The following is a 26,335-nucleotide window of genomic DNA, read 5'->3' as shown; positions in this document are numbered from 1 at the left end:
TGCGGCGTGCATGCCTAATTTCGCACCCAGCCATCGGAATTAGCAGGTATTTTTATCTGCTCGCCTGGCATCTGTGGCCTAATGTCGGTTTTGTTTATCGCGAGGTCCCAGGATGGGCAACAAAATCGTTACGGAAGCTGACCGCAAGTTCACCCCCCAACCGGCCCTGCCTAACGGCAAGAGCCTGCCTACCGCTGGCCGTGGCCAACAGGTCAGCCGTGCCCGTGGCACCGCTACCCGTTCCAAGAAGAACCCAGGCAAGCGTACGCACAAGGGCGGTTGATACCGCATACCGGTTTTGCCCCGTCCGCATGCCGCGCTTGCCACGATCAGGCGCGGCATGCGGATGGTGCCTTTTCGGTAAGAAAGAGCCCGCTTTGGCGGGCTTTTTTGCGTCTGTGCAAAGGGACTTCAGCGCTGCAGGCGGCGGCGCAGCTCCAGCACCTCTTCCATCAGGTCGACGGTCAATGCGGCCAATTGCGGGTCGGCGTCATAGGTGTGCTCCAGCATCGCAACGCGACGCGCGCGAACGATGCAGGTGGCGGCAAAGCGCCAGCTGGTGACCGCATCGGGGTTGCGCGTGCCCGCGCTGGGCGTCAGCACGCCATCGACGACACGGGCCTGCACCCAGTCCAGATTGCGTTGGCAGGCCTGCGCCAGGCTGGCGGCATCCAGGCTGTCGTCGTCGATGATCTGCACGGTGGTGGTGTGTACGGTGGTGGTGTGGGGCATGGTTACGCTCCTTGGCGAGGCTGGAACTGGGGAAAGGCCTGGGCAAAGGCGGTATAGGCGGCGCGTTCCTCCTCGGTGGTTGCTGGCGGGATGTGCAGCTGCAGCTCCAGGTACAGGTCGCCAGGTGTGGCAGCGGGCAGGCCCTTGCCCTTGATGCGCAGCTTGCGCCCGGCCGACCAGCCCGCCGGAATGCGCACCTCCAGCGTGCCTGCGGGGGTGTGCACCTCGGCGCTACCGCCCAGTGCCGCTTCCCAGGGGCTGACGGCCATCGGCATATAGACATCCTTGCCTTCGGCGCGCCAGCGCTTGTCAGCGCGAAAGTGCACTTCCAGCAGCAGATCGCCCGCCGGGCCACCCTGGTACCCGGGTCCGCCCTGACCGGCCAGACGAATCATCTGCCCTTCGCGCACGCCTGCGGGGATCTTCACCTGCAGCTGGCGTTCCTGGCTGCGCACCTCGCCCTCGCCGGTGATCTCCTGGCCGTGCAGGGTCAGCATGCGCTCGCTGCCGCGGTAGCTGTCCGTCAGGTCCAGCTCGATACTGGCATGCTGGTCTTCGCCCCGCATGGCGGCACGCGGCCCGCCCGCAGCGCCGCCGCGTTGCCCCCGTGCAGCGTCGCCAAACATCTGGCGAAAGAAATCGCTGTAATCCGCATCCCCGCCCATGCTTTGGCGGCGAAACTGGAAATCACCGCTGTCAAAGCCCTCGGCACCCCGGAAGGGGTTGCCCGCGCCGGACGCAAAACCGCGCGGAGCGTCGAGCATCGCGTCGTACTCAGCGCGCTTTTCCGCATCCGACAGCACGGCATTGGCCTCGTTGACTGCGGCCATGCGCTGCTGGGCGTCTTTTTCCTTGCTCAGGTCCGGGTGGTATTTGCGCGCCAGCTTGCGAAATGCCTTTTTGATCTCGTCTGCGCTGGCCTTTTTATCCACGCCCAGAACCTCGTAGTAGTTTTTGGAATCCATGCCTGCTCCCGAAGATGTGGCAGTTTGCCGTTGTACCGGCAACTGCCCATTGGTCAATCACTTTCTAGAACTTAGTTGCTTTTGACGCTGATGCAAGTCAGAGAAGCGCGTATTCACAAAGACGTTGGGCCCGTCGGATACCGCAATGGTGGTAAAAATACGCCTTTGTTTGCGGGATGGGCTTGGTATGACCGACGCTGCGAATGCGCGCTGGCTGGTGGTGTGTTTATGCGCGCAGTGGTGTGGTACCTGCAGCCAGTACCAGCCGGTGTTCGATGCGCTGGCCAAGGCGTGGCCCGGAATGGACTTTGTCTGGCTCGACGTGGAGGACGAGGAAGAGGCGTTGGGCGAGTTGGACATCACGACGTTTCCCACCGTCCTGCTGGGCCGCGGCTCCGACGCGCTGTTTCTGGGCCCGGTCCTGCCCCAGGCCGGTGTGCTCCAGCGCATGCTCGAGCGCTTTTCGCAGGGCGATGCGCCCGCATTGCCCGGCGGCGATGAGGCCCATGCGCTGCTGCACCGAACCCTGGCCATTGTGCAGGCCCGCAGCGCGCAGGCTTGATCGCCACTGCACCTAAAAGCCACCTTGCCTCATTGCATCGATACTGGTTTGCCCCTATAATTGATGTCTACACGACCAACTGGGCGGTGCCAACCGCCCATTTTTTTTTGGTCGCATGTTTTTCAGCTCGATGCTGCGGAATGTGTAACATTCCGTGGTTCTCGGGTTTTTTGTATTTGCGGGATAAATAGCACACGTGAGCTTGCAAGAAACCACCCTACAAACGGTGAGCGGCCTGGGCTACGACTTGGTGGAGATCGAACGCTCTGCCAGCGGCCTTTTGCGCATCACCATCGACCTGCCTTGGAGTGCGGATGACGTCCGCCCGGAAGGCGTGCCAGAACAGTTTGTCACGGTGGAGGATTGCGAGAAAGTCACCCGCCAGCTGCAGTTTGCGCTGGAAGTCGATGGCGTGGAGTACAAGCGCCTCGAAGTGTCCTCGCCCGGTATCGACCGCCCATTGCGCCATGAGCAGGATTTCATCCGCTTCACCGGCACGGTGGTGGACCTGACGCTGAAGGAGTCCATCGGTGCCGCTGCCGAAGGCACGACCATCAGCGCCAATCGCAAGAAGTTTCGCGGCACGCTCGAGCGTACCGAGGCCGGTGGCTGGCAGATCGTCTGGAGCGATGCGCCACCCGTCAAGCCTGGTGCCCGCGTGAGCAAGAAGCGCCCGCCCGCACCGCTGCAAAGCCTGGGCTTTACGCTCGATGAATTGCGTGAAGCGCGTCTGGCCCCCATCGTGAGCTTCAAGGGCAGGGCGGCGGCAGAGGCCGCCGACGATACCCAGGCCTGATTGGCCCCGCACATGGTGGCGCTGCTGATGCTGCCTTCTGGTTAAAGATTGAAATAGGAGAGTCGTCGCATGAATCGCGAATTGTTGATGCTGGTGGATGCCATCGCGCGCGAAAAGAACGTAGAGCGCGATGTGGTGTTTGGCGCCGTGGAATCTGCCCTGGCCCAGGCCACGAAAAAGCTGTATCCCGGCGAAGTGGATGTGCGTGTGGCTATCGATCTCGATACCGGCGATTACGACACTTTCCGCCGCTGGTTGGTGGTGCCCGATGATGCGGGCCTGCAAAACCCAGACGCCGAAGAAATGCTGATGGACGCGGTTGACCGCAAGGAAGATGTGCAGGTCGGCGATTACATCGAAGAGCAGATCGAATCCGTGCCTATCGGCCGTATCGGTGCGATGGCGGCCAAGCAGGTCATTTTGCAAAAGATCCGTGATGCCGAGCGCGAAATGCTGCTCAACGACTTCATGGCGCGCGGCGACAAGATCTTCAACGGCACCGTCAAGCGCATGGACAAGGGCGACATCATCGTCGAGTCCGGCCGCGTCGAAGGCCGCCTGAAGCGCGGTGAAATGATTCCGAAGGAAAATCTGCGCAATGGTGACCGTGTCCGCGCCATGATCATGGACGTGGACCTGACCCTGCGCGGCGCGCCGATCCTGCTGTCGCGCTCTGCGCCCGAGTTCATGGTCGAGCTGTTCCGCAACGAAGTGCCCGAAATCGAGCAAGGCCTGCTGGAGATCAAGAGCTGCGCCCGTGACCCAGGCAGCCGCGCCAAAATTGCCGTGCTCAGCCACGACAAGCGCATTGACCCGATCGGCACCTGCGTGGGTGTACGCGGCAGCCGCGTGAACGTGGTGACCAATGAGCTCGCCGGCGAGCGCGTGGACATCGTGCTGTGGTCCGAGGATCCCGCCCAGTTCGTCATCGGTGCACTGGCTCCGGCCAATGTGTCCTCGATCGTCGTGGACGAAGAAAAGCACGCCATGGATGTGGTGGTGGACGAGGAAAACCTCGCGATCGCCATCGGCCGTGGCGGTCAGAATGTGCGTCTTGCCTCCGATCTGACGGGGTGGAAGATCAACATCATGGACGCGGCCGAATCGGCCCAGAAGCAGGAAGAGGAAACCAGCACTTCCCGCAAGCTGTTCATGGAAAAGCTGGATGTGGATGAAGAAATCGCTGACATCCTGATCGAAGAAGGTTTCTCCAGCCTGGAAGAAGTGGCCTATGTGCCGCTGCAGGAAATGCTGGAAATCGAGAGCTTCGATGAAGAGACCGTCAATGAGCTCCGCACGCGCGCCAAGGATGCGCTGCTGACGATGGAAATCGTCCACGAAGAGAGTGTTGCCCGTGTTTCCCAAGAGTTGCGTGATCTGGAAGGGATGACGCCTGAGTTGGTAGCCCAGCTGGAAGCTGGTGGAATCCACACGCGTGACGACCTGGCCGATTTGGCCATTGATGAATTGACCGAGCTGACCGGACAGTCTGCCGATGACGCAAAAGCCTTGATCATGAAGGCCCGCGAACATTGGTTTGATGGACAGGAATAAGGTCAGGAGGCACGGAACAAGATATGTCGAGTAATACTGTCGCCGAGTTCGCTGTTGAACTCAAGAAATCACCGGATACATTGCTGGAACAACTGCAAGCTGCAGGTGTGTCCAAGCAAAATGCATCCGATGCACTGACCGAATCGGACAAACAAGCGCTGTTGTCCCATCTGCAGGCCGCCCACGGCGCTGCCGACCGCAAGAAGATCACATTGACCAAGAAATCTACCAGCGAGATCAAACAAGCCGACGCCACCGGCAGGGCACGCACCATTCAGGTGGAAGTGCGCAAGAAGCGTACCTTCGTCAAACGTGACGAAGTTGCCGAGCCCGATTCCGAAGAAGCGCTCAAGCACGCCGAAGCCAAGCAAAAGGAAGCCGAACACAAGGCTGAGCTGGTCAAGCGCGAAGAGGAAGCCCGCCGCGAAGCTGAGCTGATCAGCAAGCAGGAAGCGGACCTGGTGCAGCAGCGTGCCGATCGCACCGAACGCGAAGACCGCGAGCGCAAGGAGCGCGAGGCCGAGGAGCGCGCCGCTGCCTATGCGGCCAAGACGCAGGAGCGCAAGGCCCAGGAAGCTGCTGAGCAGGAAGAAGCTGCGCGCCGCCATGCCCAGGAGCTGGCTGCCCGCAACGAAGCGCAGGCTGAAGCCAAGAAAAAGGCTGAAGACGAATCCAAGGCCCGTGAGGCGGAGGAAACCGCGCGCGCTGTCGATCTGGACGAGCGCCGCCGCAAGGCCCTGGCCGAAGCGGAAGCCATTCGCGCGATGATGAACGCGCCCAAGAAGGTGCTGGTGGCCAAGAAGCCTTCGGAAGAGAAGAAGGATGTCAAGGCCGCTGATGCCAAGAAGGGCACCTTGCACAAGCCTGCCACCACCGGAACTGGCGCTGCCAAGCCTGCCGCTGGCGCAGCGCCTGGCAACAAGGAAGTCAAGTCGGCCAAGCTGTCGTCGAGCTGGAGCAACCAGAACGACAGCAATGGCAAGAAGAAAGAGCTCAAGACCCGTGGAGATTCCTCGGGTGGCGTGGCTGGCCGTGGCAACAACTGGCGCTCCGGCCCTCGTGGCCGCCGTGGCAACGATCGCAATGACAACCGTGGCGCGCAATCGGCTGCGCCGGTGGAAGCGCGCGTGCTCGACGTCTATGTGCCCGAGACCATCACCGTGTCCGAGCTGGCCCACAAGATGGCCATCAAGGCCTCCGAGGTGATCAAGTCGCTGATGAAGATGGGCCAGATGGTCACCATCAACCAGCCGCTGGACCAGGACACCGCGATGATCGTCGTGGAAGAAATGGGCCACAAGGCGCACATTGCTGCGCTGGATGATCCGGAAGCGTTCACCGCCGAAGAGGAATCCCAAGCCGAATCCGAAGCGCTGCCACGCGCTCCGGTGGTGACCGTGATGGGTCACGTCGACCACGGCAAGACCTCGCTGCTGGACTACATCCGCCGCAGCAAGGTGGCTGCGGGCGAAGCCGGCGGCATTACGCAGCACATTGGTGCCTACCACGTGGAAACGCCACGCGGCATGATCACCTTCCTGGACACCCCCGGTCACGAGGCTTTCACGGCCATGCGTGCCCGTGGTGCACAGTCGACCGACATCGTGATTCTGGTGGCCGCTGCCGACGACGGCGTGATGCCCCAGACCAAGGAAGCCATCAAGCACGCCAAGGCGGCTGGTGTTCCTATCGTGGTGGCCATCACCAAGGCGGACAAGCCCGATGCCAACCCCGAACGCGTCAAGCAGGAGCTGGTGGTCGAGCAAGTGGTGCCTGAAGAGTACGGTGGTGACTCGCCCTTCGTGGCCGTGTCGTCCAAGACCGGCCAAGGCATTGACGAGCTGCTCGAACAAGTGCTGCTGCAGGCCGAAGTGCTGGAACTCAAGGCACCGGTGGAAGCCAATGCCAAGGGTCTGGTGATCGAAGCCCAGCTGGACAAGGGCCGCGGCCCAGTGGCCACGGTGCTGGTGCAGTCCGGTACCCTGAAGGTCGGCGATATCGTGCTGGCAGGTCAAACCTATGGCCGCGTGCGCGCCATGGTCGACGAAGACGGCAAGGTCGCCAAGGAAGCGGGCCCATCGCTGCCCGTGGAAATCCAGGGTCTGTCGGATGTGCCGCAAGCCGGTGATGACTTCATGGTGCTGCCCGATGAGCGCCGCGCCCGTGAAATCGCCACCTACCGTGCAGGCAAGTTCCGCAACACCAAGCTGGCCAAGCAGCAGGCTGCCAAGCTGGAGAACATGTTCGCCGAAATGGGTGCAGGCAACGTGCAATCGTTGCCGATCATCATCAAGGCCGACACCCAGGGTTCGCAGGAAGCATTGGCTGCCTCTCTGCTCAAGCTGTCGACCGACGAAGTCAAGGTGCAGATGGTCTACACCGGCGTGGGTGGTATCAGCGAGTCGGATGTGAATCTGGCGCTGGCCTCCAAGGCGATCGTGATTGGTTTCAACGTGCGTGCCGATGCGCAGGCGCGCAAGACCGCCGAGAGCAACGATGTCGATATCCGCTACTACAACATCATTTACGACGCTGTCGATGAGTTGAAGGCAGCCATGTCCGGCATGCTGGCTCCCGAGCAACGCGAAGAGATCATCGGTATGGCCGAGATCCGCACCGTGTTCGTGGCTTCGAAGATCGGTACCGTGGCAGGTTCGTACATCACCCAGGGTCACGTTACCCGCAATGCACACTTCCGTCTGCTGCGCGACAACGTGGTCATCTACACGGGTGAGATCGACTCGCTGCGCCGTATGAAGGACGACGTCAAGGAAGTCAAGGAAGGCTTCGAGTGCGGTATCAAGCTCAAGAACTACAACGACATCAAAGAAGGTGATATGTTGGAAGTCTTTGAGATCAAGGAAATCGCTCGTACGCTGTAATTTCCGATGGCAACTCGCAAGAAAACTGCTGCGCCCAACCGCAGCTTCAAAGTCTCCGACCAGATCCAGCGCGATCTGTCGGAGCTGATCGCCCGTGAGTTGAAGGACCCACGTGTGGGCATGGTGACCCTGCAAGCCGTTGAGGTGACGCCGGACTATGCCCACGCCAAGGTCTATTTCAGCTTGCTGATCGGTGACCCTGACCAGACCCAGGACGCATTGAACCAGGCTGCTGGCTTTTTGCGCAATGGCCTGTTCAAGCGCCTGCACATCCACACCGTGCCGACCTTGCACTTCATCTACGACCGCACCACCGAGCGTGCAGCCGACATGAATGCCTTGATCGCCAAGGCAGTGGCATCGCGCGGTCCCGAGGAAGGCTGACCCGATGAATGCCTCTCGCACACGGGTGCAGCGGCGCCCTGTGCACGGGGTGTTTCTGCTTGATAAACCCATTGGCCTGTCCAGCAACGACGCTTTGCAAAAAGTGAAGTGGCTGCTGCGCGCCGAAAAAGCGGGCCATACCGGCACGCTCGACCCTTTGGCCACCGGTGTGCTGCCGCTGTGTTTTGGCGCGGCCACCAAGTTCAGCCAATTGCAGTTGGATGCCCCCAAGACCTATGAGGCCCTGGTGCACCTGGGCGCTACCACCACCACCGGCGATGCCGAGGGTGAGGTGCTGCAGACCTGGGAAGTGGACACACAGGCGCTGACCTCCGAAAACCTGGCTGCTGTGGCGGCCCGGTTCACCGGCCCCATCAGCCAGGTGCCACCGATGTACAGCGCGCTCAAGCGCGATGGCAAGGCCCTCTACGAATACGCCCGTGCCGGCATCACGCTCGAGCGTGAGCCGCGCGCCGTGACCATCTTGCATCTGACGCTCTCCCGCGTTGAAGAAGAGCAGGCGTATGTCGCGCTCAAGATGACGGTGCGCTGCAGCAAGGGCACTTATGTGCGTACGCTGGCCGAGGACATCGGCCAGGCGCTTGGCTATGGCGCGCATCTGCGCAGCCTGCGCCGCATAGAGACCGGCGGGATCGATCTGTCCCGCTGCATCAGCCTGCAAACCCTGGAAGCGACGCCCGACGCCGAGCGCCTGCAGACCGTGTTGCCCGTCGACACGTTGCTTGCAGCGCACACCCGTGTCACGCTCGATGGTGATAATGCAGGCAGATTTTTGTCCGGCTTGCGCCGGCGGGGTGAATGGGCCGATGCCGATGCAGTGGCCGTTTATGGAGAAGAGCCTCCTGCGCTTTTGGGTGTGGCACACATCCGGGCGCGCGAGCTCATTCCCGACCGCCTCCTGAGCCCCGTCGAGATTCAACAAATTTTGGAAGGAACGCCGCGCCCACAAGCCAGCGGCATTTTGGAAACATCATGAGCAAACAAATCCGCAATATTGCGATCATCGCCCACGTTGACCATGGCAAGACGACCATGGTGGACCAGCTGCTGCGCCAGTCTGGTACCTTCGCCGAACACGAAAAAGTCGTGGACACCGTGATGGACAACCACGCCATCGAGCGTGAGCGCGGCATTACCATTCTGGCCAAGAACTGCGCCGTGTCCTGGAACGGCACCCACATCAACATTCTCGACACCCCCGGTCACGCGGACTTCGGTGGTGAAGTGGAACGCGCGCTGTCCATGGTGGACGGTGTGGTGCTGCTGATCGACGCGCAAGAAGGCCCCATGCCCCAAACGCGTTTCGTGACCAAGAAGGCACTGGCCCTGGGTCTGAAGCCCATCGTCGTGGTGAACAAGGTCGACAAGCCCGGTGCCAACCCCGACAAGGTTGTCAACGCTGCGTTCGACCTGTTCGACAAGCTGGGCGCGACCGATGAACAGCTGGACTTCCCCGTGGTGTACGCCTCGGGCATCAACGGCTGGTCGTCGAAGGAAGAAGGCGAGCCAGGCGCGCAATGGGGTCCCGACATGTCGGCCCTGTTCGAAACCATTCTGGAACACGTGCCATCGGTGCAAGGCGATGCGACTGCACCGCTGCAGATGCAAGTCTCCGCACTGGACTACTCCACCTTTGTGGGCCGTATCGGCGTGGGCCGTATCACCCAGGGCACCCTCAAGCCCGGTCAGCAAGTGGCCGTGATGGCCGGCCTGGACGGCAAGAGCTACACCGGCAAGATCAACCAGGTCCACACCTTCCAAGGTATTGACCGCGTGCAAGCGAGCGAAGCTGGTCCTTCCGAAATCGTGCTGATCAGCGGTATCGAAAACATCGGTATCGGTGAAACCGTGACCGACCCGGCCAATCCACAGCCTCTGCCGATGCTGAAGATTGACGAGCCTACGCTGACGATGAACTTCTGCGTGAACACCTCGCCACTGGCAGGTCGTGAAGGCAAGTACGTGACCAGCCGCCAGATCTGGGACCGCCTGCAAAAGGAACTGCGCTCCAACGTGGCCCTGCGCGTCAAGGAAACCGACGAAGACGGTATCTTTGAAGTGGCTGGCCGTGGTGAACTGCACCTGACCATTCTGCTGGAAGAAATGCGCCGCGAAGGCTATGAGCTGGCCGTGTCCAAGCCACGCGTCGTGATGCAGATGATCGACGGCGTCAAGCACGAGCCTATCGAGCTGGTGACGGCCGACATCGAAGAAGGCCACCAAGGCGGCGTGATGCAAGCGCTGGGCGAGCGCAAGGGCGAGCTGGTGAACATGGAACCCGATGGCCGCGGCCGCGTCCGTCTGGAATACCGCATTCCGGCCCGTGGCCTGATCGGTTTCACCAACGAATTCCTGAACCTGACCCGTGGTTCCGGCCTGATCGCCAACATCTTCGACAGCTACGAGCCGCACAAGGGCGAAATCGGCGGCCGCAAGAATGGCGTGCTGATCTCGATGGACGACGGTGAAATCTTCACCTACGCGCTGGGCAAGCTGGACGACCGTGGCCGCATGTTCGTCAAGCCCAACGACCCCGTGTACGAAGGCATGATCGTCGGTATCCACAGCCGTGACAACGACCTGGTCGTGAACGCCACCCGTACCAAGCAGCTGACCAACTTCCGCGTGAGCGGCAAGGAAGACGCGATCAAGATCACGCCTCCTATCGAGCTGTCGCTGGAATACGGTGTCGAGTTCATCGAAGAAGACGAACTGCTGGAAATCACCCCCACCAGCCTGCGCGTGCGCAAGCGCCACCTGAAGGAACACGACCGCAAGCGCGCATCGCGCGAAAACGCATAACCTGCGTTGCGACGTGATCCCACACCAGCAAAGGCCGCATCTGCGGCCTTTTTTGCGTATTGGAGGCGTCAGCCCATAGGCTGGAGCTTGAGCAGCAGTTCCTTCAAACGCTGCGCCGTGGCCACCGGCTGGCGCTGGTTCAACGCCAGCGCAATGCCGATCTGGGGCAGGTGTTGGGTGTCGGTCAGTTCGCGGAAGACGACGCCTGGCGTGGCGGCCTTGGCGACGACGGCGGGCACCAAGGCGACGCCCAGGCCCGCGCCCACCAGGCTTACCAAGGTCTGTGCCTGCACGGCATGCTGCTTGATCTTCGGCATGAAGCCGGCGTTCTGGCAGGCCAGCACCACCAGCGCATGCAGGCCTGGCACCTCGCTGGGGCGGTAGTTCACAAAGGGTTGGTCGGCCAGGTCGATCAGTTGCAGGCTCTCCTTGATCTGCAGCGGGTTGCCAGCGGGCAGCGCGGCAATCAGGCGGTCGGGCTCGACCGGGGTGATGGACAGCTCGGTGGCCTGTGTCACCGGGTAGCGCAGCAGGCCGGCATCGAAATCGCCGCTGGCGACCTGGGCGCAAATCTCGCGCGTGGTCGATTCGGTCAGCACCAGGTCGATCGCAGGGTAGGCGGCCCGGAAGGCCTGCACCAGTTTGGGAATCAGCGAGAACGTGGCCGAGCCGATAAAGCCGATGTGCAGGCGCCCCAGCTCGCCGCTGGCAGTGGCCTGTGATACCGCCTGCACCTGGCGCGCATGGTAGAGCGCGAGCTTGGCGCTCTCCAGCGCAGCCCGGCCCGCGCCCGACAGCACGGTGCCGCGCCGGTCACGCTCGAACAGCTGCACGCCCAGGTCGTCTTCGAGCTTGCGGATCGACTGCGACAGCGGCGGCTGCGACATGTGCAGCTGCTCGGCCGCCTGGCGGTAGTTCAGGGTGTGCGCCAGGGTGACAAAGTGGCGCAGTTGGCGCAAGTCCATTGATATCTCCTGTGTATCAGTACCTGTCAATTGCGACATAGACACAGTTGTGAAACATATCAAATAATGCCATTCATCGCTATCACCACAAAGACGGAGACAAGCCTTGAGTGCATTGACAGGCCTGCGGGTGCTGGACCTATCCAGCGTGATTTTCGGGCCGCTGGCCAGCCAGGTGCTGGCCGATTACGGCGCCGAGGTGATCAAGATCGAGCCGCCCGGCGGCGACTCCACGCGCTACACCGGGCCGGCCGCCGAGGCCGGCATGTCGGCGCTGTTCATGGGCTCCAACCGCAGCAAGAAAAGCGTGGTGCTGGACCTGAAGTCGCCCGAGGCCCAGGAGGCGCTGCATGCGCTGCTCAAGACTACCGATGTCTTCATGCACAGCATGCGCCCGCAAAAACTGGCCAAGCTGGGGCTGGACCCGGTGCGGCTGCGCAGCCAGTACCCGCGCCTGGTCTACGTGGGCCTGCATGGCTTTGGCGAGGATGGCCCCTATGCCGGCCTGCCCGCCTATGACGATGTGATCCAGGGCATGAGCGGCCTGGCCGATCTGATGGAGCGCCAAACCGGCGAGGCCCGCTACCTGCCGACCATTGCCGCTGACAAGACCTGTGGCCTGGTGGCAGCGCATGCGGTGATGGCGGCCCTGTTCCAGCGTGAACGCACCGGAGAGGGCAGCTTTGTCGAGGTGCCGATGTACGAGACCATGGTGGGCTTCAACCTGGTCGAGCATTTCTATGGCATGCATTTTGAGCCGGCACTCAGCGGTGCCGGCTACCCGCGCGTGATGGCGCCCTGGCGCAAGCCCTATAAAACCCTGGATGGCCATGTCTGCATGATGCCCTACACCGATGGCCACTGGCGCCGCTTCTTTGCCGCCGTGGGCCAGCCAGAGCTGGCGCAGGACGAGCGCTTTGCCACCCAGGCCCAGCGCACCCGCCATATCGCGACCTTGCTGGAGACCATGAGCAGCTATGTCGCGCAAAAGGACACCGCCTACTGGCTGCAGACCTGCGAAGCGCTGGAGATTCCCGCCGCCCCCGTCGCGCGCATGGACGACCTGCCGTGCGACCCGCACCTGCAGGCCACCGGCTTTTTTGTCGAAAAGCACGATCCCGCCATGGGCACGGTGCGTTTTCCGCGCTCCTCGGTGCGCATCGATGGGGCGCAGGCTCCCATCGGCATGCCGCCACGCCTGGGTGAGCACACGCAGCAGCTGCTGCGCGAAGCCGGGTGGGGCGATGCCCGCATTGCCGCTTTGCAGCCCTCCGTGGCTGATGAACCGCTGAAAGAAAAAACGCCATGACCGCCCCTAACTGGATTTCTTCGACCGAGAACCGCGCCGCCACGCTGGCCGGCACCGCACGCATGGGCCAGGGCTTTGTCTGGCAGGACCTGCAGGTTGGCCAGCAGCTGCGCACCTTTCGCCGCACGGTGACGGAGACCGACCTGGTCAACTTCATCAACACCACCGGCATGCTCGAAGCCATCTTTATCGAGGACGGCTACGACGGCGGCGCGATCCGGGGCCGGCCGGTACCCGGTGCGCTCACCTACACCTTGATCGAAGGCTTCATCCTGCAAAGCATGATCCAGGGTACGGGCCTGGCCATGCTGGAGCTGCACCAGAAGATTCTGGGCCCGGTGGTGGTCGGCGACACGATCGAGGCGCTGGTGGAGGTAACCGATATCAGGCCCACCAGCAAAGGTGGCCGGGCGGTGGTGACCTCGCGCATCGAGGTCTACAACCAGCGCCAGGAGCAGGTGATGGTCTACACCGCCGTGCGCCTGCTGGCCGGGCGCTAGCGCGGCCTCCCGTTAGGTGGCCGCCATGGCCTGCGTCAGATGAGAGAACCAATACAGGAGACAAAGATGCAATATGGTTTTGTACGTCGTTCGGCCCTGCTCGCGTTGGCGCTGGTGGCTGTGTGTGGGGCTGCGCAGGCGCAGGATCCCTGGCCCAGCAAGCCGATCACCCTGGTCGTGCCGTTTCCGCCGGGCGGGCCGACGGATATGGTGGCGCGGGTGCTGGCCCAGCAGGTGGGCCAGCAGCTGGGGCAGACGGTGATCGTCGACAACCGGCCTGGCGCCAACGGCAATATCGGCAACGCGCTGGTGGCCAAGGCTGCGGCCGATGGCTATACGGTGCTCTACAACACCTCGTCGATTGCGCTCAGCCCATCGCTGTACAAAAAGCTCAGCTACGACGTGGCCCGGGACCTGCGCCCGGTCGCATTGACGGCCGTGGTGCCGCTGGGCCTGGTGGTCAACCCCAAGGTGCCCGCCCACACGGTGCAGGAGCTAGTGAAGTACGCGCAGGACAACAAGGGCAAGCTCTCCTACGGCTCGGCCGGCAATGGCAATGTCACCCACCTGGCCGCCTTTCAGGTGGTGCAGCACTATGGCATCGATGCCAGCCATGTGCCCTACAAGGGCAGTGCGCCGGCCGATGTGGACCTGGTCGCGGGCCAGATCGAGTTCATGACCGACACCATCAATTCGGTGGCGCCCTTCATCAAGGACGGCAAGCTCAGGCTGCTGGCGGTGAGCACGGCCCAGCGTATTCCCAATTTCCCCAACGCCCCCACGTTGGCCGAAAGCGGCATGACCGGCTTTGAGGCCGGTGCCTGGCAGGGTGTGATGGTGCCCGCCAAGACGCCCGATGCGGTGGTGCAGCGCCTGAACGCCGAACTGCTGAAGGCATTGAAGGACCCGGGCGTGCTGGAGAAGCTGCGCGTGCAGGGCACCGAGCCGCTGGGCTCTACCCCGCAGGCCTATGGAGACTACATCCAGAGCGAGATCAAGCGCTGGGCCGGCGTGGTCAAGAGCACCGGCGTATCCCTGGACTGAACGAAAGCGAAGACGATGACGATTCTCAACGGACTGGCGCTGACGCGCATCCCGCCCGAGGGTGAGGCGCTGCGCGCCGAAGTGCGTGCCTTTTTGCAGGAGGCGGTCAAGGACATTCCGGCCCATATCCGCGCCAAGTCATGGAGCGGTTATGACCCCGCCTTCAGCCGCAAGCTGGGGCAGAAGGGCTGGCTGGGCATGACCTTTCCCAAGGCCTATGGCGGCCACGCGCAGGGCGCTTTTGCGCGCTATGTGGTGGTCGAGGAGCTGCTGAATTTCGGCGCGCCGGTCGGTTCGCACTGGATTGCCGAGCGCCAGAGCGCGCCCTTGATCCTGAAATACGGCACCGAGGCGCAAAAGCAGCGCTATGTACCGCCGGTGGCGCGGGGCGAGAGTTTTTTCTGCATCGGCATGAGCGAGCCCAATGCCGGCTCCGACCTGGCCAGCGTGCGCACGCGCGCCGTGCCCCATGAGGGGGGCTGGCTATTGAACGGGCAGAAGATCTGGACGACGAACGCCCAGCACTGCCAGTACATGATTGCGCTGGTGCGCACCTCGGGTGAGGCGGCTGACCGCCACAAAGGTCTGTCGCAGCTGATCGTGGACCTGAGCCTGCCGGGCGTCACCGTGCGGCCCATTGAGGACATGTCAGGCGATAGCCATTTCTGCGAGGTCTTCTTTGACAACGTGCAGCTCGCTCCCGATGCACTGGTGGGCGCTGAAGGGCAGGGCTGGGAGCAGGTCACCGCCGAGCTGGCCTATGAGCGCAGCGGCCCGGAGCGTCTGTTCTCGTCGGTGGTGCTGTTGGACCAGTGGCTGGCCTTCTTGCGCAGTCAGGCGGCGCCACGCGCCGAATCGCTGAAGCTGGCCGGCCAGATCCTGACACGCCTGGCACCCTTGCGCGCGCTGTCGGTAGCGGTGCAAGAGAAGCTGGTGCAGGGCCAGAGCCCCATCGTCGAGGCCGCGCTGGTCAAGGACCAGGGCACCGTGCTGGAGCAGTACATTCCGGCCGCGATTGCCGATGACCTGATGGCGCTGGATGGCGAGGGCGTGCCGCATGAACTGCTGCTGACCCTGAACTACCTCACACTCGTCTCGCCCTGCTACACGCTGCGCGGCGGCACCCGCAGCATTTTGCGCGGCATGATCGCGCGCGGCCTGGGCCTGCGTTGAGCGCAAGGAGAAAAACATGGACCATTTGATTAACGAGGCCCTGCGCGATCTGCTGAGCGGCCAATGCACGCCTGCTGTGGTACGCGCAATGGAGAGCGAAGTGGCGCAAGGCGCTGGCGCGTCGCCCGCCGCTGCGGCGCTGTGGCAGCAGATTGAAGATACCGGCTTTGCCGACCTGCTGCTGCCCGAGGCTGCTGGCGGCGCAGGCCTGGCCTTGCGCGATGCCTTTGGCGTATGGGATGTGCTGGGCCAGCATGCGATGCCGCTGCCGCTGGCAGACACCATGCTGGCGCGGGCCTGGCTGGCAACCGCCGGTGTGCCGTTGCCGCAGGGCGCCATTGCATTGGCGCCGCAGCTGGCAGTGGCGGCCGGTGGCGTGCGGGCCACCGGTGTGCGCGGCGCCCGCGTGGCGCAATGGGTGCTGGGCCAGCAGGGCGCCGATCTGCTGCTGCTGCCGGTGGCTGCGGCGCAGGCCAGTGCCAGCATTTTTGTGCTGGATGCGGATCTGCTCTGGCCCGAAGCAGCACTGGCGTCTGCAACGCGCGTGCCGGCCTTCGCCTCCTTGCTGGTCGCGCAGGCGGGGGTGGTCTCGGCCTTGCTGGCGGGCAGCCTGCTGACGGTGCTGGAGAGCAGCCTGAACTTTGCCAACGAACGCCAGCAGTTCGGCCGCCCGATTGGCAAGTTCCAGGCGATCCAGCATGAGCTGGCGGTGATGGCCGAACATGTGAGCGCCGCGCGCATGGCCGCACAGATCGCCTGCGAGGCCGATGGCGTGGTGGCAGACCCGCTCAAGGTGGCGGTGGGCAAGGCGCGCAGCAGCGAGGCGGCTGTCGAGGTGGCCTCACTCGCACATTCGATCCACGGCGCCATCGGCTTTACCACCGAGTTTGACCTGCAGCTCTACACCCGCCGCCTGCACCTGTGGCGCCAGACGGCCGGCAGCGAAAGCTATTGGCAGCTGCAGGCGGGCCAAGCGCTGTTGGCTGCCGATGGCATGGCGCTCGATGTGATCCGCCAGATCACGGACAGCAGCGCGCCGGTAGCCTGATTTGGCACCTGATTGACCGCAGCCAGCGCCGTTTTTCGGCTATGGTGGCGGTTGTTTTCAGAAGAACAAGGAGTCAAGTCTTATGTCGGTCTACACCGAAGATGTGCAAAGCGAAGTGCGTGGCCAGCTGGGCTTTATCACGCTCAACCGGCCCAAGGCGCTGAATGCGCTGTCGCTGGCGATGGTGCGCGAGCTGCGTGATGTGCTGCTGCGCTGGCAGCAGGACGACAAGGTGCTGGCCGTCGCCATCCGGGGCAGCAACAAGGAGGGCGCGTTTGGCGCCTTCTGCGCTGGTGGCGATATCCGCTTTCTGCATGCCGCCGGCATGGCAGGCAACCCCGAGCTGGAGAATTTCTTCACCGAGGAGTATGCGCTCAACCACCTGATCCACCATTTCGGCAAGCCCTATATCGCCTTCATGGATGGCATCGTGATGGGTGGCGGCATGGGCATCAGCCAGGGCGGCAGCCTGCGCATCGTCACCGAGCGCACGAAGATGGCGATGCCCGAGACGGCCATTGGCCTGTTCCCCGATGTGGGCGGCGGCTACTTCTTGTCCCGCTGCCCCGGCCATGTGGGCGAGTACCTGGGCCTGACCGGCCAGATGATTGGCGCGGCCGATGCACTGGCCTACCGGCTGGCCGATGGCTACCTGCCCAGCGCGCAGCAGCAGGCGCTGTGGGACGGGCTGGCCAGCGGCAGCTTTGCCAACGGCGACGCGGTGCAGGCCTTTGTCAAAGCCGGCCTGGCACCTGCGCCAGAGCGTGCAGCCAACCCCGATGCGGAGATCAACCAGTACTTTGGCCTGGCCGATGTGCCGGCCATCATCGCCGCGCTGGAGGCCGGCAACAGCGACTTTGCCCGCGCCACTGCCGAGACCTTGCGCAAGCGCTCACCGCTGATGCTGTTTGTCGTGCTCGAGCAGATCCGCCGCGCTCGCGGCATGCGCCTGGCTGACGACCTGCGCATGGAGCGCGACATGGTGCGCCACTGCTTCTACCTGCGGCCCGACCGCAAGAGCGAGACGCTCGAAGGCATCCGCGCACTGGCGGTGGACAAGGACCACGCCCCCCAGTGGAGCCCCGCCCGCATCGAAGACGTGAACCTGCAGGAGGTGGCGCAGATGTTTGCCAGCCCCTGGCCTGTGGAGGCGCACCCGCTGCTGGCGCTGAACTGAGCGACAGGACAGCGCCAGCGGCTACGTGGATGCGTAGGCGCTTGCCGCTCATCAATAGCGGGTGGGAGCCGGTGTGCTATACCTTGACGTCTGATCGTCAAGCTATCCATGAAAGGCAACAGCATGAAGCATGCAGACTCCCGGACCTCCTCGCTGCGCGTTGAGGCGAACATTGGTGAAGGCTTTTGGCGCAAGGGCCCCCAAGACAGCCTGCCGCCACCGGACATGACGGGCGCCTATATGCGCAACCGGCCGGTGCTGGGCGCGCCGGTAGCGGGGCGCAAGGCCTGGATCATCGGCAGCGGCATCGCCGGCCTGGCCGCAGCTTTCTACCTGATCCGTGACGGCGGCATGGCTGGCGAAGACATCACCATTCTGGATACCCTGGATGTGGCGGGTGGCTCGCTCGATGGTGCGGGCAATGCCGAGCAGGGCTATATCGTGCGCGGTGGCCGCGAGATGAACTGGAACTACGACAACTTCTGGGACCTGTTCCAGGACGTGCCGGCGCTGGAGCTGCCCGAGGGTTACAGCGTGCTCGACGAGTACCGCTACGTCAATGACAACGATCCCAACTGGTCCAAGGCCCGGCTGATGCACCAGCAAGGCAAGATCCGCGATTTCTCCACCCTGGGCCTGACCAAGGCGCACCAGTGGGAGATCGTCAAGCTGCTGCTCAAGCGCAAGGAGGAGCTGGACGACATCAGCATCGAATCCTATTTCAGCAAGAGCTTTCTGGAGACCAATTTCTGGTACCTGTGGCGTTCGATGTTCGCGTTCGAGAACTGGCAAAGCCTGCTGGAGATGAAGCTCTACATGCACCGCTTTCTCGATGCCATCGATGGGCTGACCGACATGTCGGCGCTGGTGTTCCCCAAGTACAACCAGTACGACAGCTTTGTCGTACCGCTGACGCGCATGCTCAAGGACAAGGGCGTGAAGGTGCAGTTCAACACCCGCGCCTATGACCTGGACATGCGCGAAGAAGCGGGCAGCCGCACGGTCACCGCGATCCGCTGCCGATCGGCGGGCCAGGAGGTACAGATTGACGTCGGTCCCCACGATGTCGTGTTTGCGCTGACCGGCTCGATGACCGAGGGCACGGCATATGGCGATCTGGATACGGTGCCGGTGCTGGCGCGTGGCAATGAGGAGCCGGGCGACGACAGCGACTGGACCTTGTGGAAGCGCCTGGCAGCCAAGTCGCCGGTGTTTGGCAGACCCGAAAAATTCTATGGCGATGTGAAGGGCTCGATGTGGGAGTCGGCCACGTTGACCTGCAAACCCTCGCCACTGATCGACAAGCTCAAGGAACTGTCGGTCAACGATCCCTACTCGGGCAAGACGGTGACCGGCGGCGTCATCACCTTCACCGATTCGAACTGGGTGATGAGCTTTACCTGCAACCGCCAGCCGCATTTCCCCGACCAGCCCGGCGACGTGCTGGTGCTGTGGGTCTACGCGCTGCTGATGGACAAGAAGGGCAACCATGTGCCCAAGACCATGCCTGAATGCACGGGCCGCGAGATTCTGGCCGAGCTGTGCTACCACCTCGGTATTGCCGACCAGATCGATGCGGTGGCGGCCAATACCAAGGTGCGCCTGGCATTGATGCCCTACATCACCGCGCAGTTCATGCCGCGCGCTGCCGGCGACCGGCCCCATGTGGTGCCCGAGGGCTGCACCAACCTGGCCTTGCTGGGCCAGTTTGTCGAGACCAGCAATGATGTAATCTTCACGATGGAGAGCTCGGTGCGCACGGCGCGCATCGGCGTCTACACCCTGCTGGCCCTGCCCAAGCAGGTGCCCGACATCAGCCCCACGCAGTACGACATCCGCAACATCATCAAGGGTGCGCGGGCGCTGAATGGCAACCAGCCCTTTGTCGGTGAACGTCTGCTGCACCGCGTGCTGGGCAAGACCTATTTCGCCCACATTCTGCCGCCGTTGCCTGACAACGACGAGACCCTGCGCGAGCGTGCCGAATCGGAGCTGGCGCAGCTGCTGGGCAAGGGCGGCCAGGCTTTCGGCAAGCTGTCGGCCTGGCTGGAGCGCTACAGCAGCAATCTGCGCGATAAATCCAAATAATTGGCGTGCGGGGCGGCATGCCCCCATGCAAAGAGGTGGCCGCAGGGCCACCTCTTGTGGTATGCGCTGACGGTCAGGGCCGCTGGCCGATCAAGGCGTGGCGAGCTTCCACACACCGCCGCCCATGCCGTCGCCACGCTTGTCGCCCGCCTGGCTGTCCTTGGCGAAGTAGTACAGCGGCCAGCCCTTGTAGGCCCACTGCTGGGTGTTGTCGGTGCGGGTGATGATGCTGAAATCACCAATCGGCTTGGCGCCTGGGGCCACGCCCAGTGGCGGCCAGTTGGTGGCGCACTGCTGGTAGCAGGTGGATGCACCGCTGCCAGCAGTGTCCTTGGTGAAGGTGTAGAGCGTGCGGCCATCGGGGCCGACGAGCACGCCATCGGCGGAACGCACCGGGGTGCTGGTGGCCGCTTCCTTGTGGTCCTTGTGGTGCATCGAGCCACAGGCGGTCAAAAGGACGGCCGACAGCGGAATGGCCAGTACTGCGAGCTTGGAGAACATAGACAGCATCCAGGTTGGTTGATGGTGCCGACCAATATAGTGCGCGCTGATGTAGTGCCGTGTCAGACGGGCGCGCTATATCGCAGCGCTCAGCGCCCGGCGTCAGCGCTGGCGGCAGCCAGTTTCAGCATGCGGTCAAAGGTGGCGGCAAGGGTGTCGCGGCGGTTTTGGCGGTAGTCCTCATCCGGGTCCAGCTCGTCGATGCTGCCGTCCCATTCGCGCAAATAGATAAGCTTCCACTGCTGCAGCTCCAGCAGATCAGGCCAGCGCGGCGCCATGCCGTTTTCTGCCATCACGCACAGCAGCTCGATGCGGCAGGGAACGATATCGCCATCCCATTCATCGGCCTGCATGCTGTCCGGCGATGCCATCGCTTCCCGGATCTCTGCAATCAGCTGGCCGGTGGTGCCGCCGAGCCAGTCCAGTGCTGCGTCGTTGTCAAAATTGCCGTGTGACCAAGTTCCCATGCGGACCTCGCTACAAGAGATAGAGGGCAAAAAACAGGGCCACTCGTGATGGTGGCCCCATGGCAGTTACGCGGAAGTCGTCGCCGATCAGCGGTTGTGCACCTTCATCGCGCGCTCGACCTCGCGCTTGCCTTCGCGGTCCTTGATCACGTCGCGCTTGTCGTGCTCTGCCTTACCCTTGGCCAGTGCGATATCGCATTTGGCCAGGCCGTTCTTCCAGTGCAGGTTGATGGGGACCAAGGTGTAGCCCTTTTGCTCGACCTTGCCGATCAGGCGCTTGATCTCGTCCTTTTTCATCAAGAGCTTCTTGATGCGCGCGGCATCCGGGCTCACATGGGTCGAGGCGGTCTTGAGCGGGTTGATCTGGCAGCCCATCAGAAAGAGCTCGCCGTTCTTGACGAGCACGTAGCCATCGGTCAGCTGGGCCTTGCCCTCGCGCAGTGCCTTGACTTCCCAGCCATGCAGCACCATGCCCGCTTCGAAGCGTTCCTCAAAGAAATAGTTGAATGCAGCCTTCTTGTTATCGGCTATGCGGCTGTTGGTGTTGTTCGTCTTCGACATAATTGCAATATTAGGGGCAAAACGGCTTTCCCAAGCCCTTAGGGCTGCTGGATGCAGCGCTTTTTGTTCTGGTCTATGATTTTATGAATGTTTTGGGCGGCAGCCGGTTTGCTGCTGCAGCCCGCTCTCCTGTCTGCATGAAAACTGTCAACAAGTCCGTCCTGATCTGGTACAGCCCCCAGGAGATGTTCGATCTCGTGGCCGATGTGCCACGCTACCCAGATTTTCTGCCCTGGTGTGACCACGCGCATGTGCTGGAGCAGCACGCCGATGGCGTCACTGCCGAGGTAGGCATTGCGTTGGCGGGCATCAAAAAATCCTTTGTCACCCGCAACACCTACGAGCCGGGCAAGCGCCTGCAGATGGCGCTGGTCAAAGGGCCATTCTCGCAACTGCAGGGTGATTGGCGCTTTGAGCCGGTGGGCGACGGCAGCCAGCGCGCCTGCAAGGTATCGCTGAGCCTGAGCTACGGCTTTGACAGCATGGCGCTGGCCGCCGTGGTCGGCCCCATTTTCGACAAGATCGCCGCGACGATGATGGACGCCTTCATCCAGCGTGCCGAGAAAATCTATGGCTGATGCAGACACGGCGGCAGCAGCGCCCGCTGGGGGCGCTGCAGGCCTGATGCAGATCGAAGTGGTCTGGGCCGAGAATGGCGAACCCCACAGCGTGCAACTGCGGCTGCCCGCCGGTGCCAGCCTGGCCCAGGCCCTGGCTGCTGCCAGCGCACAAACCGGCCAGGTGTTTGCCGATACGCAGGACGCTGGCATCTGGGGCCGGCTGCGCTCCCGCAGCCAGCTTCTGGCAGATGGCGACCGGGTGGAGCTGTACCAGCCACTCAAGGTCGATCCGAAAAAGGCCCGCCGTGAGCGCTTTGCCAAGCAGGGCGCCCGCGGTACAGGCCTGTTTGCCCGGCGCAGGCCGCAGTCCAAAGCCGGCTATGGCGCTTGACGCCGCGCGCCTTGAATGAAAAAAGCCAAGCATCTGCTTGGCTTTTTGGCGGGTGGCGCGGGTGATCAGCAGTTGTTGAAGATGGCCTCATCGGTGCGCTTGATCTCGGAGGCGCGCTGTTCGGCATTCTGGAACACCATCTCACCCTTTTCATTCGGTGCACGGACGGCCTTGCCGGTGTCATACATCGCCTTGGCCTGCTGCGCACGTTTGCAGTTGTCCGCTCTGGCCGCCGCTTGCTTGGCCTTCTCAGCAGCTTCGGCATCGGCCTTGGCCTTGGCGTCTGCGGCTTTTTTCGCCTCCAGCTCCTTGTCCTTGCCGGCGGCTGCCTTGGCAGCAGGGACGGCCGCTGCGGGGGATGGTGCCGCTGCCGCATCGCTGGCTTCGCCCTCTTGCGGGGCAGGGCTGGCATCGCGCAGCGCGGGGCCGGTGCCCGAGGATTGCACACCCTTGAGCGCGCCATAACCCTTGGGGCGCTTGACAATGTTCTTCTCCGGCACCTCCAGCCCCGGTGGTCGGTCGCTGAAGACCTTGCGGCCATCTTTGTCGATCCACTGCCACTGGGCCATGGCGGGCGCGCCAATGCCAATGGCTACCGAGAGCAAGAGCAGCTTGATGAGTTTCATAGAAGGCGAGTGTAGCGTGCCGATTGTCGGTGCCGCACGAAGTTGTTGGTTGGAGATAACAACCTGCGTTGGAGGGGCTGTCATACCGCCGCCCTGCAAGCTGCTTACAAAAGACGGTAGAATCCTTTTTTTGGAGCCTTCACAATGCGCCTGATCGGAAAAGCGCTCACCTTCGACGATGTGTTGCTGGTGCCCGCATACTCCCAAGTCCTGCCCAAGGACGTCTCTCTCGCCACCCAATTCACCCGCAATATCCGCCTGAACCTGCCCCTGGTGTCTGCCGCCATGGACACGGTGACGGAAGCCAGACTGGCGATTGCCATCGCCCAGGAGGGCGGTATTGGTGTGATCCACAAGAACATGACCGCCGAGCAGCAGGCTGCCGAGGTCTCCAAGGTCAAGCGCCATGAATCGGGCGTTGTGCACGACCCGGTGGTCATCACCCCGGAGCACACGGTGCTGCAGATCATGCAGCTGTCCGACGAACGGGGCATTTCCGGCTTCCCGGTCTGCGACGGCGGCAAGGTGGTGGGCATCGTGACCAGCCGCGATCTGCGCTTCGAGACCCGCTACGACGTCAAGGCGCGCGACATCATGACGCCGCGCGAGAAGCTGGTCACCGTCAACGAAAAGGACGACACCACGCCCGCCGCTGCCAAGGCCTTGCTCAACAAGCACAAGCTCGAGCGCATTCTGGTGGTGAACGATGCCTTTGAACTCAAGGGTCTGATCACCGTCAAGGACATCACCAAGCAAACCACCTTCCCCAATGCGGCCCGTGACCGCGCGGGCCGTCTGCGCGTCGCTGCAGCCGTGGGCGTGGGCGCTGGTACCGAAGAGCGCGTGGACCTGCTGGTCAAGGCCGGTGTCGACGCCCTGGTGGTGGATACGGCCCACGGCCACAGCCGTGGTGTGATCGAGCGCGTGCGCTGGGTCAAGCAAAACTACCCGCAAGTCGATGTGATCGGCGGCAACATCGCCACCGGCGCAGCTGCACTGGCACTGGTCGAGGCGGGTGCGGATGCCGTCAAGGTCGGTATCGGTCCTGGCTCCATCTGCACCACCCGTATCGTGGCCGGCGTGGGCGTGCCCCAGATCATGGCTGTGGACAGCGTGGCCCAGGCGCTGCAAGGCACCGGCGTGCCCTTGATCGCTGACGGCGGCATCCGCTTCTCCGGCGATATCTCCAAGGCCCTGGCTGCTGGCGCATCCACCATCATGATGGGCGGCATGTTTGCCGGTACTGAAGAAGCCCCTGGCGAAGTGATCCTCTACCAAGGCCGCTCGTACAAGAGCTACCGTGGCATGGGCTCGATCGGTGCGATGCAGCAAGGCTCGGCCGACCGCTACTTCCAGGAATCGAGCACCGGCAACCCCAATGCCGACAAGCTGGTGCCCGAGGGCATTGAAGGCCGCGTGCCTTACAAGGGCTCGATGGTAGCCATCGTCTACCAGATGGCAGGCGGCGTGCGTGCGTCGATGGGCTACTGCGGTTGCGCATCGATTGCAGAGATGAACGAGAAGGCCGAGTTTGTGGAAATCACCGCAGCCGGTATCCGTGAATCGCATGTGCACGACGTGCAGATCACCAAGGAAGCGCCGAACTACCGCGCTGACTGATGGTCCAGAGAATGGCTGCCGCTGGCAGCCATTCTTTTAACTCCTTCCAAGGAATGCCGATGAAGCTTGCCGAAGCCCTGTTGCTCCGCGCCGACCACAAGAAAAAGCTGCTCTCCTTGCGTGAACGCATTGCGCGCAATGCCATCGTGCAGGAGGGCGAGCAGCCCAAGGAGCGGGTCGAAGACCTGCTGGCCGAGGCCACCTCGACCTTGCTGGCGCAGCAGCAACTGGTGCGCGCCATCAACACCGCCAATGAGACGGCCCGCTCGGCCGATGGCCGTTTGTTAGCCGACATCCTGGCCGAGCGCGACACCCTGGTGGCCCAGCATTCGCTGCTGGTTGCCACCATCGCCGCCACCCACAAGGATGTGGACCGCTACAGCCAGCGCGAGATCAAATGGCTGCCGCAGATCCATGTGGCCAGCTTGCAAAAGCAGGCCGATGACCTGTCGCGCCGCATCCGCGAGACCAATGTGGTGCTGCAATCGGCCAATTGGCAAGTCGATGTGGCGGCGTAACCGTTCAGGGATTCAACAAGGGATGATCAGCTAGTTTTTGGAGCGCCACGGGCGAGTGCAAAGACCCCGGCCGGGAGCCAGGGGGTTGAAAACATACTGGGTCCCTCTGGATGCGCGGAGGGCAGCGCAAACGTGCTCAATACACGGCTTACCCATCAGCCCGTAACCACGCACCCGGTACTTTTGACAGCGTATACCTCACTACCTTGCACTGACGCGGCGCTCCTCCCTCTTGTAACACCAGCCCGTGCCGCGCTGTTGTGCCACAAGAGGCCACCACCAAAACCCCTTCAATTCTGGTCTGTTGGCATAAAACTGGTCTGAATGATAGAATCTGGTCTGAATTGATGTTCAGGCCAGATTTTTTTGTCACCTACTTCCATGCACAGCGTCGGTATCTACGAAGCCAAAACCCGTTTTTCTGCGCTGGTCGAGTTGGTCGAGCAGGGCGAGGAAGTGCGCATCACGCGCCACGGCAAAGAAGTGGTGCGCATGCTGCCGATGCGGCGCAAACCGGTGATCACCGACGAGCAGATTGCCCGTGAGCTGGCGCAGATCGAGGCCTTGCAGGCCAGCATTGCGCCGCCGCCCGAGGCAGATTCGGTGCCGCAACTGCGCCGCCGCGGCAGGAGCGCTGCATGAGCGCCGCCTTCAGCGCGTTTGTGCTCGATGCCTCGGTCACTGCAGCCTGGCTGCTGCCCGAAGCGGCGAGCAGCCATACCCAGCGCCTCTACGCCCGCATTCGCCGCCATGAGGTCGACCCGCAAGCGCCCAACCTGTGGTTCTGGGAATGCAGCAACTTGGTGGCCACCGGCGCCAACAGCGGCCGTATCCCGCTGGGCAGCGTCGAAGGCCTCTGGGGCGTGCTCGACGCCATACGCCACAGAGTGGAGCTGCATGAGCTGGCTCCTGCCCAGCACAAGGCCGTGCTCGATGTGGCGCTGGCCACTGGCCTGCCGGTCTACGATGCCGCCTATCTGTGGCTCGCGCAGTCGCTGCGCCTGCCATTGGCCAGTTTTGATGCCGCGCAGGTGGCAGCGGCCCAGCAATGCGGAATCACCGTGCTGGCCGCCGACGATTTTTGACCCA

28 protein-coding genes are annotated in these 26,335 nt (G+C 62.9%); 21 read left to right on the top strand and 7 right to left on the bottom strand.

The genetic code is table 11. The features are described from left to right. Positions 1-112: 112 nt before the first annotated feature. Complete coding sequence (locus ACHWUQ_RS02165; RefSeq protein WP_239811707.1) at positions 113-283, top strand: hypothetical protein; 171 nt, start codon at positions 113-115, stop codon at positions 281-283. Positions 284-411: 128 nt separating this feature from the next. Here the strand turns inward: ACHWUQ_RS02165 and ACHWUQ_RS02160 are convergent, their stop codons facing one another. Together ACHWUQ_RS02160 and ACHWUQ_RS02155 are read right to left on the bottom strand one after the other, a co-directional pair. Further along, positions 412-732, bottom strand: a complete 321-nt coding sequence (locus ACHWUQ_RS02160; protein WP_394680221.1) for a MerR family transcriptional regulator — start codon at positions 730-732, stop codon at positions 412-414. A gap of 2 nt (positions 733-734) precedes the next feature. Beyond that, positions 735-1,697: a DnaJ C-terminal domain-containing protein gene (locus tag ACHWUQ_RS02155; RefSeq protein ID WP_312834436.1), complete on the bottom strand. Its 963-nt coding sequence runs from the start codon at positions 1,695-1,697 to the stop codon at positions 735-737. Between the two features lie 187 nt (positions 1,698-1,884). Here ACHWUQ_RS02155 and ACHWUQ_RS02150 point away from each other — a divergent pair, with 187 nt between their 5' ends. The 7 genes from ACHWUQ_RS02150 (at position 1,885) to typA (ending at position 10,698) form a co-directional block, all read left to right on the top strand. Further along, positions 1,885-2,259: a thioredoxin family protein gene (locus ACHWUQ_RS02150; RefSeq protein WP_239811709.1), complete on the top strand. Its 375-nt coding sequence runs from the start codon at positions 1,885-1,887 to the stop codon at positions 2,257-2,259. Positions 2,260-2,455: 196 nt separating this feature from the next. Continuing rightward, entirely contained in the window at positions 2,456-3,055 is a 600-nt protein-coding gene (gene rimP / locus ACHWUQ_RS02145; protein ID WP_394680220.1) for a ribosome maturation factor RimP, read from the top strand. Between the two features lie 69 nt (positions 3,056-3,124). After that, positions 3,125-4,609 (top strand): transcription termination factor NusA, encoded by a 1,485-nt coding sequence (gene nusA, locus ACHWUQ_RS02140; RefSeq protein WP_230776252.1) that lies wholly within the window; start codon positions 3,125-3,127, stop codon positions 4,607-4,609. A 23-nt stretch (positions 4,610-4,632) separates the two neighbouring features. Further along, entirely contained in the window at positions 4,633-7,491 is a 2,859-nt protein-coding gene (gene infB, locus ACHWUQ_RS02135) for a translation initiation factor IF-2 (RefSeq protein ID WP_312529890.1), read from the top strand. Between the two features lie 6 nt (positions 7,492-7,497). Next, entirely contained in the window at positions 7,498-7,875 is a 378-nt protein-coding gene (rbfA, locus tag ACHWUQ_RS02130; protein ID WP_021027862.1) for a 30S ribosome-binding factor RbfA, read from the top strand. Between the two features lie 4 nt (positions 7,876-7,879). Continuing rightward, positions 7,880-8,872, top strand: coding sequence for a tRNA pseudouridine(55) synthase TruB (gene truB / locus ACHWUQ_RS02125; protein ID WP_312408850.1), 993 nt, complete (start codon positions 7,880-7,882; stop codon positions 8,870-8,872). Further along, entirely contained in the window at positions 8,869-10,698 is a 1,830-nt protein-coding gene (typA, locus tag ACHWUQ_RS02120; protein WP_394680219.1) for a translational GTPase TypA, read from the top strand. Before truB ends, typA begins: the two co-directional genes overlap by 4 nt. 68 nt (positions 10,699-10,766) lie before the next feature. Here the strand turns inward: typA and ACHWUQ_RS02115 are convergent, their stop codons facing one another. After that, complete coding sequence (locus tag ACHWUQ_RS02115) at positions 10,767-11,663, bottom strand: LysR family transcriptional regulator (protein ID WP_394680218.1); 897 nt, start codon at positions 11,661-11,663, stop codon at positions 10,767-10,769. A gap of 106 nt (positions 11,664-11,769) precedes the next feature. On the opposite strand from ACHWUQ_RS02115, the gene ACHWUQ_RS02110 reads away from it, so the two are divergent. The 7 genes from ACHWUQ_RS02110 (at position 11,770) to ACHWUQ_RS02080 (ending at position 20,002) form a co-directional block, all read left to right on the top strand. Further along, positions 11,770-12,972 (top strand): CaiB/BaiF CoA transferase family protein, encoded by a 1,203-nt coding sequence (locus ACHWUQ_RS02110; protein ID WP_394680217.1) that lies wholly within the window; start codon positions 11,770-11,772, stop codon positions 12,970-12,972. A 62-nt stretch (positions 12,973-13,034) separates the two neighbouring features. Continuing rightward, positions 13,035-13,472 (top strand): MaoC family dehydratase, encoded by a 438-nt coding sequence (locus ACHWUQ_RS02105; protein ID WP_394680233.1) that lies wholly within the window; start codon positions 13,035-13,037, stop codon positions 13,470-13,472. A gap of 66 nt (positions 13,473-13,538) precedes the next feature. Next, complete coding sequence (locus ACHWUQ_RS02100) at positions 13,539-14,516, top strand: tripartite tricarboxylate transporter substrate binding protein (protein ID WP_313329422.1); 978 nt, start codon at positions 13,539-13,541, stop codon at positions 14,514-14,516. 15 nt (positions 14,517-14,531) lie between these two features. After that, positions 14,532-15,689 (top strand): acyl-CoA dehydrogenase family protein, encoded by a 1,158-nt coding sequence (locus tag ACHWUQ_RS02095; RefSeq protein ID WP_394680216.1) that lies wholly within the window; start codon positions 14,532-14,534, stop codon positions 15,687-15,689. A 16-nt stretch (positions 15,690-15,705) separates the two neighbouring features. Further along, positions 15,706-16,737 carry an acyl-CoA dehydrogenase family protein gene (locus tag ACHWUQ_RS02090; RefSeq protein WP_394680215.1) on the top strand — a complete coding sequence of 344 codons (1,032 nt, stop codon included), beginning with the start codon at positions 15,706-15,708 and terminating at the stop codon, positions 16,735-16,737. 82 nt (positions 16,738-16,819) lie between these two features. Beyond that, positions 16,820-17,914, top strand: coding sequence for an enoyl-CoA hydratase/isomerase family protein (locus ACHWUQ_RS02085; protein WP_394680214.1), 1,095 nt, complete (start codon positions 16,820-16,822; stop codon positions 17,912-17,914). A 123-nt stretch (positions 17,915-18,037) separates the two neighbouring features. Continuing rightward, a complete protein-coding gene (locus ACHWUQ_RS02080; protein WP_394680213.1) occupies positions 18,038-20,002 on the top strand; it encodes an oleate hydratase in 1,965 nt (654 codons plus the stop codon). A gap of 90 nt (positions 20,003-20,092) precedes the next feature. On the opposite strand, the gene ACHWUQ_RS02075 is transcribed toward ACHWUQ_RS02080, so the two are convergent. The 3 genes from ACHWUQ_RS02075 to smpB all read right to left on the bottom strand — a co-directional run bounded on the left by ACHWUQ_RS02075 (position 20,093) and on the right by smpB (position 21,531). Beyond that, a complete protein-coding gene (locus ACHWUQ_RS02075; protein WP_239811722.1) occupies positions 20,093-20,503 on the bottom strand; it encodes an ATP-binding protein in 411 nt (136 codons plus the stop codon). Between the two features lie 89 nt (positions 20,504-20,592). Continuing rightward, complete coding sequence (locus ACHWUQ_RS02070; RefSeq protein ID WP_394680212.1) at positions 20,593-20,970, bottom strand: DUF4259 domain-containing protein; 378 nt, start codon at positions 20,968-20,970, stop codon at positions 20,593-20,595. 87 nt (positions 20,971-21,057) lie between these two features. Continuing rightward, on the bottom strand, positions 21,058-21,531 hold the full coding sequence (smpB, locus tag ACHWUQ_RS02065) for an SsrA-binding protein SmpB (RefSeq protein ID WP_021027262.1): 474 nt from the start codon (positions 21,529-21,531) through the stop codon (positions 21,058-21,060). A gap of 137 nt (positions 21,532-21,668) precedes the next feature. Between smpB and ACHWUQ_RS02060 the strand changes: the two genes are divergently transcribed. Together ACHWUQ_RS02060 and ACHWUQ_RS02055 are read left to right on the top strand one after the other, a co-directional pair. Continuing rightward, a complete protein-coding gene (locus tag ACHWUQ_RS02060) occupies positions 21,669-22,109 on the top strand; it encodes a type II toxin-antitoxin system RatA family toxin (RefSeq protein WP_239811724.1) in 441 nt (146 codons plus the stop codon). Between the two features lie 46 nt (positions 22,110-22,155). Further along, positions 22,156-22,482 (top strand): RnfH family protein, encoded by a 327-nt coding sequence (locus ACHWUQ_RS02055; protein WP_312409390.1) that lies wholly within the window; start codon positions 22,156-22,158, stop codon positions 22,480-22,482. A gap of 65 nt (positions 22,483-22,547) precedes the next feature. Here the strand turns inward: ACHWUQ_RS02055 and ACHWUQ_RS02050 are convergent, their stop codons facing one another. Next, positions 22,548-23,108 (bottom strand): DUF4124 domain-containing protein, encoded by a 561-nt coding sequence (locus ACHWUQ_RS02050; RefSeq protein WP_394680211.1) that lies wholly within the window; start codon positions 23,106-23,108, stop codon positions 22,548-22,550. Between the two features lie 144 nt (positions 23,109-23,252). Here ACHWUQ_RS02050 and guaB point away from each other — a divergent pair, with 144 nt between their 5' ends. The 4 genes from guaB (at position 23,253) to ACHWUQ_RS02030 (ending at position 26,331) form a co-directional block, all read left to right on the top strand. After that, a complete protein-coding gene (gene guaB / locus ACHWUQ_RS02045; protein WP_239811726.1) occupies positions 23,253-24,728 on the top strand; it encodes an IMP dehydrogenase in 1,476 nt (491 codons plus the stop codon). 59 nt (positions 24,729-24,787) lie between these two features. Beyond that, on the top strand, positions 24,788-25,246 hold the full coding sequence (locus ACHWUQ_RS02040) for a DIP1984 family protein (RefSeq protein ID WP_394680210.1): 459 nt from the start codon (positions 24,788-24,790) through the stop codon (positions 25,244-25,246). Between the two features lie 381 nt (positions 25,247-25,627). Continuing rightward, on the top strand, positions 25,628-25,888 hold the full coding sequence (locus ACHWUQ_RS02035; protein WP_230777299.1) for a type II toxin-antitoxin system Phd/YefM family antitoxin: 261 nt from the start codon (positions 25,628-25,630) through the stop codon (positions 25,886-25,888). After that, the gene (locus ACHWUQ_RS02030; RefSeq protein WP_312529862.1) at positions 25,885-26,331 is read left to right on the top strand and encodes a type II toxin-antitoxin system VapC family toxin; all 447 of its coding nucleotides are present in this window, start codon (positions 25,885-25,887) and stop codon (positions 26,329-26,331) included. The genes ACHWUQ_RS02035 and ACHWUQ_RS02030 overlap by 4 nt, the downstream gene beginning before the upstream one ends. Positions 26,332-26,335 lie beyond the last annotated feature (4 nt).

The sequence above is a fragment of the uncultured Comamonas sp. genome (assembly GCF_964277875.1).
Lineage (GTDB): Bacteria > Pseudomonadota > Gammaproteobacteria > Burkholderiales > Burkholderiaceae_C > Comamonas > Comamonas sediminis.
Note: the sequence above shows the minus strand (reverse complement) of the source record. Positions and strands in the feature narration are given on the sequence as shown.

Bases quoted from the DNA above. Each gene is read 5' to 3' on its own strand.
- ACHWUQ_RS02165 (WP_239811707.1), top strand. From the start codon at position 113: ATGGGCAACAAAATCGTTACGGAAGCTGACCGCAAGTTCACCCCCCAA.
- ACHWUQ_RS02160 (WP_394680221.1), bottom strand. From the start codon at position 732: ATGCCCCACACCACCACCGTACACACCACCACCGTGCAGATCATCGAC.
- ACHWUQ_RS02155 (WP_312834436.1), bottom strand. From the start codon at position 1,697: ATGGATTCCAAAAACTACTACGAGGTTCTGGGCGTGGATAAAAAGGCC.
- ACHWUQ_RS02150 (WP_239811709.1), top strand. From the start codon at position 1,885: ATGACCGACGCTGCGAATGCGCGCTGGCTGGTGGTGTGTTTATGCGCG.
- nusA (WP_230776252.1), top strand. From the start codon at position 3,125: ATGAATCGCGAATTGTTGATGCTGGTGGATGCCATCGCGCGCGAAAAG.
- infB (WP_312529890.1), top strand. From the start codon at position 4,633: ATGTCGAGTAATACTGTCGCCGAGTTCGCTGTTGAACTCAAGAAATCA.
- rbfA (WP_021027862.1), top strand. From the start codon at position 7,498: ATGGCAACTCGCAAGAAAACTGCTGCGCCCAACCGCAGCTTCAAAGTC.
- truB (WP_312408850.1), top strand. From the start codon at position 7,880: ATGAATGCCTCTCGCACACGGGTGCAGCGGCGCCCTGTGCACGGGGTG.
- typA (WP_394680219.1), top strand. From the start codon at position 8,869: ATGAGCAAACAAATCCGCAATATTGCGATCATCGCCCACGTTGACCAT.
- ACHWUQ_RS02115 (WP_394680218.1), bottom strand. From the start codon at position 11,663: ATGGACTTGCGCCAACTGCGCCACTTTGTCACCCTGGCGCACACCCTG.
- ACHWUQ_RS02105 (WP_394680233.1), top strand. From the start codon at position 13,035: ATGGGCCAGGGCTTTGTCTGGCAGGACCTGCAGGTTGGCCAGCAGCTG.
- ACHWUQ_RS02100 (WP_313329422.1), top strand. From the start codon at position 13,539: ATGCAATATGGTTTTGTACGTCGTTCGGCCCTGCTCGCGTTGGCGCTG.
- ACHWUQ_RS02095 (WP_394680216.1), top strand. From the start codon at position 14,532: ATGACGATTCTCAACGGACTGGCGCTGACGCGCATCCCGCCCGAGGGT.
- ACHWUQ_RS02090 (WP_394680215.1), top strand. From the start codon at position 15,706: ATGGACCATTTGATTAACGAGGCCCTGCGCGATCTGCTGAGCGGCCAA.
- ACHWUQ_RS02085 (WP_394680214.1), top strand. From the start codon at position 16,820: ATGTCGGTCTACACCGAAGATGTGCAAAGCGAAGTGCGTGGCCAGCTG.
- ACHWUQ_RS02080 (WP_394680213.1), top strand. From the start codon at position 18,038: ATGAAGCATGCAGACTCCCGGACCTCCTCGCTGCGCGTTGAGGCGAAC.
- ACHWUQ_RS02075 (WP_239811722.1), bottom strand. From the start codon at position 20,503: ATGTTCTCCAAGCTCGCAGTACTGGCCATTCCGCTGTCGGCCGTCCTT.
- ACHWUQ_RS02070 (WP_394680212.1), bottom strand. From the start codon at position 20,970: ATGGGAACTTGGTCACACGGCAATTTTGACAACGACGCAGCACTGGAC.
- smpB (WP_021027262.1), bottom strand. From the start codon at position 21,531: ATGTCGAAGACGAACAACACCAACAGCCGCATAGCCGATAACAAGAAG.
- ACHWUQ_RS02060 (WP_239811724.1), top strand. From the start codon at position 21,669: ATGAAAACTGTCAACAAGTCCGTCCTGATCTGGTACAGCCCCCAGGAG.
- ACHWUQ_RS02055 (WP_312409390.1), top strand. From the start codon at position 22,156: ATGCAGATCGAAGTGGTCTGGGCCGAGAATGGCGAACCCCACAGCGTG.
- ACHWUQ_RS02050 (WP_394680211.1), bottom strand. From the start codon at position 23,108: ATGAAACTCATCAAGCTGCTCTTGCTCTCGGTAGCCATTGGCATTGGC.
- guaB (WP_239811726.1), top strand. From the start codon at position 23,253: ATGCGCCTGATCGGAAAAGCGCTCACCTTCGACGATGTGTTGCTGGTG.
- ACHWUQ_RS02040 (WP_394680210.1), top strand. From the start codon at position 24,788: ATGAAGCTTGCCGAAGCCCTGTTGCTCCGCGCCGACCACAAGAAAAAG.
- ACHWUQ_RS02035 (WP_230777299.1), top strand. From the start codon at position 25,628: ATGCACAGCGTCGGTATCTACGAAGCCAAAACCCGTTTTTCTGCGCTG.
- ACHWUQ_RS02030 (WP_312529862.1), top strand. From the start codon at position 25,885: ATGAGCGCCGCCTTCAGCGCGTTTGTGCTCGATGCCTCGGTCACTGCA.